Annotated in this window: 11 protein-coding genes; 7 read left to right on the top strand and 4 right to left on the bottom strand. The window is 69.6% G+C overall.

From position 1 onward, the window contains the following. Nucleotides 1–4: 4 nt before the first annotated feature. Nucleotides 5–847, bottom strand: a complete 843-nt coding sequence (gene kdsA, locus FJM51_RS01320; RefSeq protein WP_140452295.1) for a 3-deoxy-8-phosphooctulonate synthase — start codon at nt 845–847, stop codon at nt 5–7. 129 nt (nt 848–976) lie between these two features. On the opposite strand from kdsA, the gene FJM51_RS01325 reads away from it, so the two are divergent. The 4 genes from FJM51_RS01325 (at nt 977) to FJM51_RS01345 (ending at nt 4,060) form a co-directional block, all read left to right on the top strand. After that, nucleotides 977–1,768, top strand: coding sequence for an SseB family protein (locus FJM51_RS01325; RefSeq protein WP_140452296.1), 792 nt, complete (start codon nt 977–979; stop codon nt 1,766–1,768). A gap of 87 nt (nt 1,769–1,855) precedes the next feature. Then, entirely contained in the window at nt 1,856–2,833 is a 978-nt protein-coding gene (locus FJM51_RS01335) for a DnaJ C-terminal domain-containing protein (protein ID WP_140452297.1), read from the top strand. Next, complete coding sequence (locus FJM51_RS01340) at nt 2,833–3,162, top strand: hypothetical protein (protein WP_140452298.1); 330 nt, start codon at nt 2,833–2,835, stop codon at nt 3,160–3,162. The genes FJM51_RS01335 and FJM51_RS01340 overlap by 1 nt, the downstream gene beginning before the upstream one ends. A gap of 259 nt (nt 3,163–3,421) precedes the next feature. Next, nucleotides 3,422–4,060, top strand: a complete 639-nt coding sequence (locus tag FJM51_RS01345) for a response regulator transcription factor (protein ID WP_140452299.1) — start codon at nt 3,422–3,424, stop codon at nt 4,058–4,060. Between the two features lie 3 nt (nt 4,061–4,063). Here the strand turns inward: FJM51_RS01345 and FJM51_RS01350 are convergent, their stop codons facing one another. Further along, the gene (locus FJM51_RS01350; protein WP_140452300.1) at nt 4,064–7,543 is read right to left on the bottom strand and encodes a PAS domain-containing hybrid sensor histidine kinase/response regulator; all 3,480 of its coding nucleotides are present in this window, start codon (nt 7,541–7,543) and stop codon (nt 4,064–4,066) included. A 243-nt stretch (nt 7,544–7,786) separates the two neighbouring features. After that, nucleotides 7,787–8,260 carry a hypothetical protein gene (locus FJM51_RS01355; RefSeq protein ID WP_140452301.1) on the bottom strand — a complete coding sequence of 158 codons (474 nt, stop codon included), beginning with the start codon at nt 8,258–8,260 and terminating at the stop codon, nt 7,787–7,789. Nucleotides 8,261–8,487: 227 nt separating this feature from the next. On the opposite strand from FJM51_RS01355, the gene ada reads away from it, so the two are divergent. Next, nucleotides 8,488–9,573 carry a bifunctional DNA-binding transcriptional regulator/O6-methylguanine-DNA methyltransferase Ada gene (ada, locus tag FJM51_RS01360; RefSeq protein WP_306419402.1) on the top strand — a complete coding sequence of 362 codons (1,086 nt, stop codon included), beginning with the start codon at nt 8,488–8,490 and terminating at the stop codon, nt 9,571–9,573. Between the two features lie 4 nt (nt 9,574–9,577). On the opposite strand, the gene FJM51_RS01365 is transcribed toward ada, so the two are convergent. Next, a complete protein-coding gene (locus tag FJM51_RS01365) occupies nt 9,578–10,582 on the bottom strand; it encodes a DUF2125 domain-containing protein (RefSeq protein ID WP_140452302.1) in 1,005 nt (334 codons plus the stop codon). Between the two features lie 58 nt (nt 10,583–10,640). On the opposite strand from FJM51_RS01365, the gene FJM51_RS01370 reads away from it, so the two are divergent. Together FJM51_RS01370 and FJM51_RS01375 are read left to right on the top strand one after the other, a co-directional pair. After that, nucleotides 10,641–11,216 (top strand): gamma-glutamylcyclotransferase, encoded by a 576-nt coding sequence (locus FJM51_RS01370; protein ID WP_233712923.1) that lies wholly within the window; start codon nt 10,641–10,643, stop codon nt 11,214–11,216. A 164-nt stretch (nt 11,217–11,380) separates the two neighbouring features. Then, nucleotides 11,381–13,387, top strand: coding sequence for an AAA family ATPase (locus FJM51_RS01375; RefSeq protein ID WP_140452304.1), 2,007 nt, complete (start codon nt 11,381–11,383; stop codon nt 13,385–13,387). Nucleotides 13,388–13,390: the final 3 nt, after the last annotated feature.

The raw sequence follows: 13,390 nt of genomic DNA on the forward strand, positions 1-13,390 counted from the left end.
CGGCTCAGACGGCGAGCGGATCGGCCTTCGCCAGCCGGTCGAAGGCGGCGAGGCTCGCGATCAGCGCGGGCATGCGCTCGAGATGGATCATGTTCGGCCCGTCCGAGGGCGCGTTGTCGGGATCCTCGTGCGTCTCGATGAAGATCGCGCCCACGCCGATCGCGGCGCCCGCGCGCGCCATCACGGGGGCGAATTCGCGCTGCCCGCCGGAGGTCGTGCCCTGGCCGCCCGGCTGCTGCACCGAATGGGTCGCGTCCATCACCACCGGATAGCCGGTGCGCGCCATGATCGGCAGCGAGCGCATGTCCGCGACCAGCGTGTTGTAGCCGAAGGAAGCGCCGCGCTCGCAGAGCAGGATGCGCTCGTTCCCGGTCGAGGCGATCTTGGCCGCGACGTTCACCATGTCCCAGGGCGCGAGGAACTGGCCCTTCTTCACGTTGATCGCCGCGCCCGTCGCGCCGGCGGCGAGCAGGAGGTCGGTCTGGCGGCAGAGGAAGGCCGGGATCTGCAGCACGTCGACGGCCTCCGCCACCGGCACGCAGTCGCTCGGCAGATGCACGTCGGTCAGCACCGGACAGCCGAGCCGGTCGCGCACGCCCTGCAGGATCGCGAGCCCCTCGTCGCGTCCGACGCCGCGCTTCGCGTCGAGCGAGGTGCGGTTGGCCTTGTCGTAGGAGCTCTTGAAGATGAAGCCGACGCCCGCATCGGCCGTCGCCTTCGCCAGCCGCTCCGCGATCATCAGGCAGTGATCGAGGCTCTGGATCTGGCAGGGTCCGGCGATCAGGGTGAAGGGATTGGCGTTGGAAACCTCGATCGCGCCGATCCGCACGGTCCTTGGAGCTGTCATGCGCGCCTCCCTCCGGGTTTCCGGAGCGATACGCGCCGGGCAGGCGGCTGTAAAGCCCGGGCGGGGCGTGACAAGCCCGCGCCGCGCCGCTAAGCCCGGCGGGCGGCACGGGCGGGGGAGGCTTGCGCGATGAGCGAGACGGCGATCGACGAGGCCTTCCGCGCGATGGAGGCGGATCCCGGCGACGAGGCCGCCCGCGCGCGGTTCCACGAACGCGTGCTCGACGCGGAGCTTCACCTGCTGCTCGCGGAGGAGCCGGAGACCGACGACGCGCTGCGCCCCCAAATCTTCGAGATCCCCGAGGGGCGTTTCGTCCTCGCCTTCGACCGGGACGAGCGGCTGGCGGCCTTCCTCTCCGAACCGATGCCCTACGCGATCCTGCCCGGGCGGCGGCTCGTCGCGATGATCGCGGGCCACGGGCTCGGGCTCGGGCTCAACCTCGGCGAGGCGCCCTCGGCGACGCTGCTGCCGGCGGCGGCGGTGGACTGGCTGGCGGAGGCGGCCGATGTCGCGCCGGAACGCCTCGAAGGCGCCGCCCGCCGCTTCGGCCCGCCCGCGGCCGCGACGCCCGCGCTGATCGCCGCGCTCGACCGCAAGCTCGCGGCGATGGCGGGCGTGATGGCCGCCGCGCATCTCGTCGAGGCGGAATACGCCGATGGCGCGCGGGGCCTGCTGCTCCTTCTCGCCGGCGTGCCCGAGGCCGCGCGGGAGGGCGTCGCGGCCGGGATCGCCGAGACCGCCCGGCTCGGCGGCGGCGCCACGCTCGACGTCGCCTTTCCCGAGGCCGGCGCGCCGGTCCTCGCCGCCGCGCGCCGCGGCGGGCTGACCTTCGACCTGCCCGCGCCCTCCGCGCCGGAGACCGCCGCGACCCCGCCCGCGCCGGGCATGGATCCGGCGAAACCCCCGATCCTGCGCCGCTAGCGGCGGGGGCGTTTTCGCTCTCGTCCCCGGCCGCGCGCGCCGCTATCCTCTCCGCCGCTGCCCCGGAAGGAACGATCGGCCCGCGCCATGCAGGATCCCTACGCCACCCTCGGCGTCCAGAAGACCGCCACCGACAAGGAAATCCGCTCCGCCTTCAAGAAGCTGACGCGGAAGCATCATCCCGACCTCCATCCCGGCGACAAGGCCGCGGAGGACAGGTTCAAGGAGATCTCCGCCGCCTACGACCTGCTCGGCGACGCGGAGAAGCGCCGGCGCTTCGACGCGGGCGAGATCGACGCGACCGGCGCCGAGCGGCCGCGCGAGCAGTTCTACCGCGACTTCGCCGAACAGGGCGGCGGGCGGAGCTGGAGCCGCTCCTCCCACGCCGCCGCCGACGGATTCGCGAGCGACGAGGATCTCGAGGATCTGCTCAACCGCGCCTTCGGCGGCATGGGAGGCATGGGCGGAGGCATGGGTGGCATGGGTGGAATGGGCGGAGGCCGCGGCGGCGGGCGGGCGGAGTTTCGCGCCCGCGGCCAGGACGTGAGCTACGCGCTGCCCGTGGCCTTCCTCGACGCGGTGAACGGCGCGAAACGTGCGATCACGCTGCCCGATGGCAAGACGCTCGCCGTGACCATCCCCGAGGGCGCGGTCGACCGCCAGATGCTGCGCCTGCGCGGCCAGGGCGGCCCCGGCTTCAACGGCGGTCCCGCCGGCGACGCCTATGTCGAGCTTCATGTCGAGCCGCATGCCTTCTTTCACCGCAAGGATACCGACATCCATGTCGAGGTGCCGGTGACGCTCACCGAGGCGGTGCTCGGCGCGCGGATCGAGGTGCCGACGATCTCGGGGCCGGTCTCGCTCACCATCCCGAGGAATTCCAACACCGGGCGCAAGCTCCGGCTGCGCGACAAGGGCGTGCTCGATCCGAAGGGCGGGACGCGCGGCCATCAGTACGTGACGCTCAGGGTCGTGCTGCCCGACGGCGAGGAGCCGGAACTCGAGGCTTTCCTGAAGGGCTGGACCCCGGTCCATGCCCGCGATCCGCGCAAGGAGATGCTGTGATGATGCGCGCCACCGACCTGATCGCCGCCAACAGCCCGCTGAGTCGCGACGAACTCGAAAGCTGGATCCGCGAGGAAATCGTCGTCGCGACCGCCGACGCCGGCGACTTCGTCTTCACCGACCGCGAATGCGCGCGGGTGCGGCTCGTCTGCACGCTGCGCTACGAGCTCGAGGTCGAGGTCGAGACCCTGCCGGTGGTGATGTCGCTCCTCGACCAGCTCTACGAGACCCGCGCGCGGCTGCGCGCGCTGGGCGCGGCCGTGGCGGCCGAGGATCGTGCCACGCGCGAGGCGATCCTCGCGCGCCTCGCCCCCGTCGGGGAAGACTGACCCCGGCCCCCGGATCCCGGGGGCTGACCAATGTGGGGGTGCTCCGCCCCCCGGCCCTCTGCCATCAAGTTCCGAACAAGCCTCCGCGCGAAGCCGGGGGGACAAGAGACAGGGGGAAGGAAATGGCTCACCGCGCCATGGCGCGCCCATGATCGCGCCCGATGGTCCGGGGTCCGGCGACGAGGACGATCCGCGCCGCCTTGCACCCGCCCCCCGCGCCGGGGATACTGCCGCCGACCACAATCTGCTCGGCGCGGACATGCCCCAACGTTTCCTGATCGCGGACGACCACCCGCTGATGCGCTCCGCGCTGCGACAGGCGGTCGGCCAGGCCTTCGCCGGCGTCGAGATCGCCGAGGCCGCGCGCTACGAACAGCTCCGCCGGATCCTGGAGGAGGAGCCGGAGCCCGATCTGGTGCTGCTCGACCTGCACATGCCGGGGACGAGCGGCTTCATCGGGCTGATGATGCTGCGCTCCGAACATCCCGCGATCCCGGTCATCGTCGTCTCCGCCGCCGAGGATCCGGTGACGATCCGCCGCTCGATCGACTATGGCGCCTCGGGCTTCGTGCCCAAGTCCGCGCCGATCGGCCAGGTGGCGGAGGCGATCCGCGCCGTGCTCGACGGCCAGATCTGGACCCCGGCCTCGGAGGACGCGGGGGAGGGGGCCGATGGCGGCCTCGCCGAGCGGGTGGTGAACCTGACGCCGCAGCAGCTTCGCGTGCTCGCGGGCATGGCCGAGGGCAAGCTCAACAAGCAGATCGCCTACGAGATGACCATCGCCGAGCAGACGGTGAAGGACCATGTGACGGTGATCCTGCGCAAGCTCGGCGCCGGGAACCGGACCCAGGCGGCGGTGATCGCGAGCCAGCTTTCGCTGCGCCCGCCGCCGGAATAGCGCTCAGCCCTCCGCCGCGCGCGGCGCCTCGCCCGTCTCCGCCTCCGCCAGCATCCGCGTCAGCAGGGCGCGGAGCGCGCCGGGGCGGATCGGCTTGCTCAGCAGATGGCAGCCGGCCGCGTGGGCGGCGGCGCGGATGCCCGGGTCGCGGTCCGCGGTGATGATCGTCGCCGGGATCCCGGTCCCGAGCGTCCCGCGCAACTGGTCGAGCGCCTCGAGCCCGGTCCGGCCGTGGTCGAGGTGGAAATCCGAGAGGATCGCGTCGGGCCGGGCGCCCGCGAGCGCGGCGAGCCCCTGCTCCGCCGTCGCGGCGGAGACGACCGCGCAGCCCCAGCCGCCGAGCAGGTCGCGCATCGCCTGGGCGATCGAGGGATCGTTCTCGATCAGGAGCAGCAGCGCGCCGCCGAAATCGCGCGCGACGCGCCGGGGCGCGGCGACGCGGCGCGGCGCCTGCGTCCGCGCGAGCGGCACCCGCACGAGAAAGCAGCTGCCGCGCCCGATCTTCGAGCGCACGCCGAGTTCGTGGCCGAGCAGCCCCGCGAGCCGCTCGACGATCGCGAGGCCGAGGCCGAGCCCCTCGCCGCCGCATCCCGTCTCCGTGCCGAGCCGGCGGAACTCGACGAAGATCTCGTCGAACTTGTCGGCCGGAATCCCCGGCCCGCTGTCCCAGACGCTGATCTCGAGCGTCTCGCCCCGCTTGCGGCAGCCGAGCAGCACCCGGCCCGTGACCGTGTAGCGCATCGCATTGCCAAGGAAATTCTGCAGGATCCGCCGCAGCATCGCCGGGTCGCTTCGCACCGAGGCGGCGCATTCGACGAGGTGGAACGAGATCCCGCGGCGCGCCGCCAGCATGCCGAACTCGGCCCCGAGCGGCAGCAGCACGTCGGCGACGCGGAAATCGGTCACGACCGGCCGAGTCACGCCGCTGTCGAGCTTGGAGACTTCGAGAAGCTCGCCCAGCAGATGCTCGACCGACTTGAGCGAGGCGTCGATCTGCGGGATGGCCGGGTCGCTCACCCGCTCGGACAGCGCCGAGAGGAAGAGATGCGCGGCCTGGAGCGGCTGCAGCAGGTCGTGGCCGGCGGCGGCGAGGAAGCGCGACTTGCCGAGATTGGCCCGCTCCGCCTCGCCCTTCGCCGCCGACAGCGCGCGGGTGCGCTCGGCGATCTTCTGCTCCAGTGTCTCGTTCGCCTCGCGCAGCGCGGCGGCGGCCCGGTAGCGGTCGCTCACATCGGTGAAGACCGCGACGAAGCCGCCGCCCGGCAGCGGGTTGGTCGCAATCTCGAGCACGGTCCCGTCGGGCCGGCGGCGTTCGTAGACATCGGGCTTGCCGCGCCGCTCCGGATCGAGCTGGCGGGCGAGCAGCGTGTCGTAGCGCCCCTCGTCCCCACCGTATTCCCGCCGGTCCTCGTTGAAGCGCACCATCTCGCGCAGCGGGGTCCCGACCGCCATCCGTTCGGGCGGAAAGGCGAGAAGTTCGAGGAAGCGGCGGTTCCAGAGCGTGGCGCGGAAGCCGTCGTCGAAGACGCAGATCCCCTGGCGGATGTTCTGGAGCGTGTCGCGCAGCAGTTCGTGCCGGCTCATGATCGCGCGGGACGCATCGTCGATCAGCCCGCGCGCGTCGGCGTTCGAGAAGCGGCGGTTGGCGAGCAGGCTCGCCACCACGACCCGGGCCGAGGCCGGGCCGATCGCGCCCGCGAGCAGCCGTTCGGTCATCTGCGCCGCCTCCGGATCGACGCGCGCGCGCAGCACCTCCTCGACCTCGGTCATCGGCCCCTGCCGGGTCGCGGCCAGCGCGGCGAAGGTCTCCTCCGCCCGGCCCTCGCCGACGAATCGCGCCGCGAGATCGCGCAGATCGGCGAGCGAGGCGACCTTGCCGGAGGCCGCGGGCTCGGCGCGGGCGGGCAGGGTGGCGACGAAGCGCTCCGCCTGGACCCGCTCCGCCGCGTCCGCGCGCGAGGCGAGCGAGACGGCGACGAAGCAGAGGAGGTTGGGGCCGAGGCTCCACAGCATCCCGTGCACCAGCGGATCGAGCCGGAGCCCGAGCAGCGCGCGCGGATTGAGCGCCGCCACCCCCGCCGGCCCGTGCGCGAGCCAGTCGCCCGGCAGCCAGCCCGCCGCGACGAAGGCCGGCACGACCACGGTATAGAGCCAGCCGAGGAATCCGGCCGAGATCGCGACGAAGGCGGCCCGGCCGGTCGCCCGGCGCCAGACGAGCCCGCCGAGGAGCGCCGGCGCGAATTGCGCCACGGCGGCGAAGGACATCATGCCGATCTTCGCCAGCGGAAAGGCCGGGCCGATCAGGAGATAGCAGAGATAGCCGAGCGCGATCGTGCCCACGACCGCCGCCCGCCGCGCGCGCAGCACGATCGGCGCCGGATCCGCGTCCCAGCGCCGGCCGAGCAGGCGCGAACTGGCGAGCGCGGGCAGGATCACGTCGTTCGAGATCATCGTGCCGAGCGCCAGCGTCGAGACGATGATCATCCCCGTCGCCGCCGAGAGCCCGCCGAGGAAGGCCGCGAAGGCGAGCCAGTTCCAGCCGAGCGCGAGCGGGATGGCGAAGAGGAAGCTGTCGGCCTGCGCCGTCCCGCCGGGAAGGAGCGCGAGCCCGACCAGCGCGACCGGCGCGACGAAGATGTTGATCGCGATCAGATAGATCGGAAAGGCCCAGGCCGAGGTCCGGATATCGTCGAGATGCGTGTTCTCGACGATGGCGACGTGGAACTGCCGGGGCAGGCAGAGGAAGGCCAGCGCCGAGAGCAGCACCGCGCCCCAGAACGAGGGATCGAGCGGGTCGAAGGCGGGCAGCGCGGGCCGGGGCGCCTCGGGCGGGACCGCGCCGAGCGCGAAGAAGGCGATGGCACCGCCGACGAGCAGCGCCGCGGCGAGTTTCACCAGCGATTCCGTCGCGATGGCGAGCATCAGGCCCCGGTGATGCTCGTTCGCATGGATGCCGCGCACGCCGAAGAGCACGGCGAAGGCCGCGAGCGCCAGCGCGACGAGAAGCGTGGTCCCGCCCGGCAGCGGCGCCTCCGCGCCGCTCCCGGTCAGCGCCTCGAAACTGATGGTGATCGCCTTCAGCTGCAGCGCGAAATAGGGCATCAGCCCGATCACCGCCGTCACCGTCACCAGCGCCGCGAGCGCGCGGCTCTTGCCGTAGCGCGCCGAGATGAAATCGGAGATCGAGGTGACGTTCTCGGCCTGCGCGATGCGCGCGATCCGGCGCACGAGCGGCCAGCCGAGCAGCATGACCAGGATCGGCCCCACATAGATCGCGAGGAAATCCATGCCGTTGGCGGCCGCTTCTCCCACCGCGCCGTAGAGCGTCCAGGAACTGCAATAGACGGCGATCGTCAGCGGATAGACGAAGGGCGCGCGCCGCGCCGCCGTGCCCCCCGCCCGCGGCCGGTCTCCCGCCCAGGCGATCAGGAACAGGCTGAGCAGATAGGCGAGCGAAAGCGCCAGCACGGCCCAGTCGCGCATTCCGGTTCTCCCTCCCCGCGCGCTGCCGGCGCCTTGATCCCGTATCCTGCGCGAAACCGCGCGCTTGTCCAGCGACGCGTCGGGATCTGGGTCTGGATCGGGGTCTGGTTCGGGGGCCCATGGTCGCCGCGAGAACCCTGTGGTCGGTCTCGCGGCGACGGGGAGCCCGCGCGGCGGTCCCGGCCCCCTGGCCGGACCGGAGCGCCGTCGTGGGGGGATCGACGGCGGCGCGGGAGACGCGACCTAGCGGTGCGCGTCGTAGCCGAGAAGGCTCGAGATCTCGGCGGAAAGCGTGTCGGCCGTGCGCGGCCCGCCCATCCGCGCGCCGTCGAGCTGGGCGAGGCGCCCCGCCATGGTCGAATTCAGCGCCGCGCGGAAGCCGTTCTCGCGCGTGGCGAGCACGAAGCACCAGGAGCGGCCGACCATCCGGATCTCGCCGAGCACATGGACGCGGCGCCCGGTCGTCGCCTCGACGACGCGGACCTGCCGGTCCGGCTCGACCCGGACGCGGTGGAGCGGCCCGGCCAGCGGTTCCTCCTCCGGCTCGATCAGAAGCGCGTCCCAGAAATCGGGCGCCAGCGCGCGGGCGCAGGCCGGGCGCGGCCCGAAGGGGTCCAGCCTGTCGCTGATCCAGGCTACCTCGCCGTCCGGACCCGGCGGTGGTCCGCCGGCGGCATCGCGGCGACGCGGGCGAACCCGCTTCGAGATGATGTCCACTTGCGTCTCCTCCCGGCGACCCGTCTGATTCGCGGCGTCTGGCCGAAACGATAGCACCGTTTGCCGCGGACGCGACCCGGCAATATTCTTGCTCGCGCGTTTTCGCCGATTTTCGGATCTGGCGCGGCCGCTCTCCGGCGCGCCGCGCCGGATTTGAAAGCAGGAAGCGGAGCGCGCGGGCGGCCGGGCGGGATTATGTCTCGCGGATCGCCGCGAAGGAGACGAAGATGGAGACGATGGCACCGGAAGAGACAGAGACGCGCGACGCCCCGGAGGCGGCCGGGGAGGGGCGCTGGCGCGCGGTCGCCGCGCGCGACGCGGGCGCGGATGGCCGGTTCGTCTTCGCCGTGACGACGACGGGGATCTATTGCCGCCCCTCCTGTCCGGCGCGGCGGCCCCGGCGCGCGCATGTCCGCTTCTTCGACACGCCCGCGGCGGCGGAGGCGGCGGGCTTCCGCCCCTGCCTGCGCTGCCACCCGAAGGGTCCGTCGCGGGCCGAGGCGAACGCCGCGCTCGTCGCCGCCGCCTGCCGCGAACTCGACGCGGCGGAGACCGCGCCGGACCTGCCCGAACTCGCCCGCCGGATCGGCCTCAGCCCCGCGCATCTGCACCGGCTGTTCAAGGCGGCGACCGGGCTCACGCCGCGCGCCTACGCCGCCGGGCGGCGGGCGGGGCGGCTGCGCGCGGAACTCTCGGGCGGCGCCGGCGTGACGGAGGCGCTCTACGCCGCGGGCTACGGCTCGGCCGGGCGGCTCTATGCCGAGAGCGACGCCGTGCTCGGCATGACGCCCGGCGCCTATCGCGACGGCGGCGCCGATGTCGCGATCACCTGGGCGGTCGGCGCCTCCGGCCTCGGCCCGGTGCTCGTCGCGCGGACGGAGCGCGGCGTCTGCGCCATCCTGATGGGCGCGGAGGCCGAGGCGCCGGAGGCCGCGCTCGCCCGGCGCTTCCCGAAGGCGCGGCTCGTGCCGGGCGACGCGGATTTCGCGGAGCTGGTCCGCCTGGTGATCGCCTTCGTCGAGGCGCCGCGCACCGGGCTCGACCTGCCGCTCGACCTGCGCGGCACCGCCTTCCAGCGCCGCGTCTGGGAGGCGCTGCGCGCGATCCCGCCCGGCGAGACGGCGAGCTACGCCGAGATCGCGCGGCGGATCGGCGCGCCGGGCTCCGCGCGGGCGGTCGCGGGCGCCTGCGCCGCCAATCCCGTCGCCGTCGCCGTGCCCTGCCACCGCGTGCTGCGCGGCGACGGCGCGCTCTCGGGCTATCGCTGGGGCGTCGAACGCAAGCGCGACCTGCTCGCGCGCGAGCGCGGGTGACGCGTCAGCCGCCCGGGGCGAGCAGCGGGGCCGGGCCGACCGGCACCGGCCCCAGCATCGTCTCGCCGTCGCGGAACTCGAGCGGCGCCCTGAGCGTGTCGCCCCCGCCCGAGAGCGAGGCATAGAGCCCGAGCGCGCCGCGCAGGCCGCGCGCCAGCCCCTCGCCGATCGCGCCCGCGCGTTCCGCCACGTCGAGCATCCCGCGCCAGTCCTTCGCCACCAGATCGAGCCGCCCCTCCGCGAAGCCCCGCGCGTCGACGCCGAGTTTCCCCGAGGCGGTGAGGTCGAGATCGCCCCAGCTCACCCGCGCCTCCGCGAGATCGACCGCGCGCAGCGCCGGCGCCTTTCCCTCGATCGCGGGCCGGTCCCAGGGCTTGTCGAAGGTCAGCGTCGCGGCGAGATGGCCGAGATCGACCGTGCCGGGCAGCAGTTCCGCGATCCGCGCGGTCCACGCCTCCGGCGGGCTCAGCCGCTTCGCGTTGAAATCGACGTCGTAGCTGAAGGGCGCGGCCTCCGCGTCCGGGCTCCGGCGCACCGAGAAGAGCGCCTCGCCGAGCCCCGCCTTCCAGCCCGTCGTCCCCGCCAGCGCCACGTCGCGCAACTCCACCGTCGAATGATCGAGGCCGAGCCGGAGGTTCGGCTCGAAGACGACGGAGCCCACCATGCGCGAACTCGTCACCGCGATGCTCTCGGCGGGCGTCGCGACGCTCTGCTGACCGGGCCAGACCGCGATGATGTGATGCGGCTTCCAGGTCTGCGAGAGGATCTGGAGCTCGGCCGCCGTCCAGGACCAGCCCTCGGCGGGATTGGCGAGGTCGAGCCCGGTCACGATGGAATCGACGCGGTTCGGAAAGCCGGTGACGCGCACGTCGCCCTCCGCCACCCAGCCCGCCGCCCGGCGCTCCTCGAGCCACTGGCTCAGCGCGCGCTCGCGCATCGACGCGTTCCAGTACCAGAACCCGCCCCAGCCGAGCGCCGCCAGAACCACGATTGCCAACAGAACGCGCATGTCCTACCCCCGGATTGTCTTCGGGAAATAGCGCGTCGGCGCGGGCGGGAACAGTCGATTGCCTGGGAAACACGTGGACGGGAAACGGGAAGCGCGGACGCCGGTCTGGATCTTCGCCTATGGCTCGCTGATCTGGAAGCCGGGCTTCGACTTCGCCGAGCGCGCGCTGGCGGAGATCGTCGGCTACCGCCGCGGCTTCTGCATGACCTCGATCCACTACCGCGGCACGCCCGAGGCGCCGGGCCTCGTCCTCGCGCTCGACGCCGACCCCGCCGGCCGCTGCTCCGGCGTCGCCTACCGCCTGCCGCCCGAGACCTCCGAGGCGGGGCTCGCTTACGTGCGCGAACGCGAACTCGTCTCCCGCGCCTATGACGAGGCCCGCCTGCCGCTCCGGCTCGACGACGGGCGGGAGGTCGACGGCTATGTCTATGTCGTGAACCGCGACCACGCGCAGTACCGGGGCGGGCTGACCCCGGAGCAGCAGGCCGAGGTGATCGCCCGCGCGGAAGGCCCGATGGGCACGAACGCGGAGTATCTCGTCAGCACGGTGGCGAGTCTGGCGGCGCTGGGGCTGGAGGATCCGGAGCTGGTCGCGCTGGCGGCGATGGTTCGGGCGCGGCGGGGGGATCCGTAGCTGGCGGGGGGCGGCGTCAGTTATACGCCAAAGCGAGGGTCTCCATCGTTACGTCCTTGGCAAGAAGCCGAAAAGCAGCCAATGATTTGGAAAGTATGTGCCGGCTTCCACTCCGAATGATACCCGCGTGAAGCAGCGCCGGCACAGCAAAGAGTCGAGAAGCGATGAGATTAAAAAAAGCTCGCGTCACCAGCTACCGCAGCATTCGCGATACCGGATGGATTGATTTTGAGTCCGATAAGACCATCCTCGTTGGGCCGAATGAATCTGGAAAAAGCGCAATACTTAAAGCGTTGCAGCAGATCAATGCTCCGGCCGATGCTGTCAAGTTCGACCCTCTTCGCGACTATCCGCGGGCCGATTACAACGATATCACGCGAGGCCGCGTAGAACCTGCTAAGACTGTCGTGGTCGAAGCGCACTTTGAACTAGAACCTGAAGACGCGGTAGCGGTAGGTGCCGAGTTTGGTGAGGCGACGTACGTATTGAAGCGTTGGCTTGATAACAAATATAGTGATGAGATTCTCGGTGCGCCGCCCAATCCCACACTGGGTGAGGTTCGGAAGGATCTTGCTCGTCTGGTGTCCCACATCGATGGCCGGGTTACGGAAAAGAGTCCTACGGCGGCCGAGCAACTGGCCGAGATCACCAAGGATTGGGAGGACGAGCACTACATCCAATCTGGCTTAGCGACGGAACTTAAGAAATGGCTTCAAAGCCGCCTAACCGATATCGATGAGCAGAATGAGAAAGAGGAGGAGCGTTACGATCGCTTGCTGGAAAAATGCGACGTATATCCGAGATATTTAAGAAACAAATCTATATTACATGCACGATTGCCGATATTTGTGTTGTTTAGTAATTATCATAGAGTCAGACCTTTAATACATCTGGCGCATTTGGCGAAGCGCATCGATCAGAATCTCTTGGACGATGATCAGTACGACTACGGCAACGAGTGTCTATTGAGGCTTTTGGGCTTCACGGCCAAAGAGCTCTCTGAACTAGGCAACGCTGGAGAACCGAGCGCGGCAGATCAAGATGCGATGAAGGCATACCGAGATCAACTCGACAACCGATCGTACCAACTCAACGCGGCAAGCGTCCGTTTGACCGACGAGATTATCAAAGTCTGGAATCCGAATCCAGATCGTGCCGAAGCCAATCGACTCCGAATTACCGCAGACGGTCAGTATCTAAAAGTGGTCGTTGAGGATGAACTAGGCGTTGAGATTGAACTTGATCAGCGGTCAGAAGGCTTCCAATGGCTCGTATCGTTCTTTGTTGTCTTTTTTGCGGAGACAGAAGGTGCGCATGAGAATGCGATCCTTTTGTTGGACGAGCCCGGTTTAAGCCTTCATGCCTTGAAACAGCGGGATTTCCGAGAGACGATTTCAATATTAGCGAAATCGAACCAAACGGCCTATACAACCCATTCTCCATTCCTCGTTGGACCGAATGAACTGGACCTTGTTCGTGTCGTAGAAATGAAAGACCGAAGAACGGGGACTAAAGTTCATACAACTATCACGGCAGGTGATCCAGCTGCCCTGCTACCATTGCAGGAAGCTCTCGGATACGATCTTGCACAAAGCCTTTTTATGCAGCAGCGCAACTTGATCCTCGAAGGATTGACGGATTTCTGGTACCTGGAAGCAACAGCCGAACTCATGCGCGATGGCGGCTTTGCTGATCTGAATCGCAAGATTGCGCTGATCTCAGCAAACGCGGCCAGTAAAGTTGTTTATTATGCCACTATTCTGCATGCACACAATTTGAAGGTTGCTGCGTTGCTCGATTCTGACGCTGCTGGTGAGCAGGCGGCTCGACAAGATGTACTTGTGAACGCTCTTAGCAACAAGCGTATTCTGCGCACCCGTGACGTCTATAAAGGGCCGGTGGCGACGCCAGAGATAGAGGACCTGCTTCGCGACACACTGACTGAGATAGCGAAATCATCTCTTGGCTGGGATGTGACGGCCAAAGCTGCGACGCAGCCAAAGCGTCCAATTGTGGACTTGTTGGGCGGAGAGATTCCCGAATTCTCAAAGTACAAGCTCGCTAAGGCCTATGTGCGGTGGACTCGCGACAATGACGCTGGCGCCCTTAAGCAGGAAGAGCGCGATCAATGGAGCAGCCTAATCGGCAAGATTAATGCGGCAGTGAAGTAAGCT

Origin of the sequence: Amaricoccus solimangrovi (assembly GCF_006385685.1) — a bacterium.
Classification (GTDB): Bacteria; Pseudomonadota; Alphaproteobacteria; order Rhodobacterales; family Rhodobacteraceae; genus Amaricoccus; species Amaricoccus solimangrovi.

Coding starts and splice junctions, on each gene's coding strand:
- FJM51_RS01375 (WP_140452304.1), top strand. CDS start 11,381: ATGAGATTAAAAAAAGCTCGCGTCACCAGCTACCGCAGCATTCGCGAT.
- FJM51_RS01365 (WP_140452302.1), bottom strand. CDS start 10,582: ATGCGCGTTCTGTTGGCAATCGTGGTTCTGGCGGCGCTCGGCTGGGGC.
- ada (WP_306419402.1), top strand. CDS start 8,488: ATGGAGACGATGGCACCGGAAGAGACAGAGACGCGCGACGCCCCGGAG.
- FJM51_RS01335 (WP_140452297.1), top strand. CDS start 1,856: ATGCAGGATCCCTACGCCACCCTCGGCGTCCAGAAGACCGCCACCGAC.
- FJM51_RS01350 (WP_140452300.1), bottom strand. CDS start 7,543: ATGCGCGACTGGGCCGTGCTGGCGCTTTCGCTCGCCTATCTGCTCAGC.
- FJM51_RS01325 (WP_140452296.1), top strand. CDS start 977: ATGAGCGAGACGGCGATCGACGAGGCCTTCCGCGCGATGGAGGCGGAT.
- FJM51_RS01345 (WP_140452299.1), top strand. CDS start 3,422: ATGCCCCAACGTTTCCTGATCGCGGACGACCACCCGCTGATGCGCTCC.
- kdsA (WP_140452295.1), bottom strand. CDS start 847: ATGACAGCTCCAAGGACCGTGCGGATCGGCGCGATCGAGGTTTCCAAC.
- FJM51_RS01340 (WP_140452298.1), top strand. CDS start 2,833: ATGATGCGCGCCACCGACCTGATCGCCGCCAACAGCCCGCTGAGTCGC.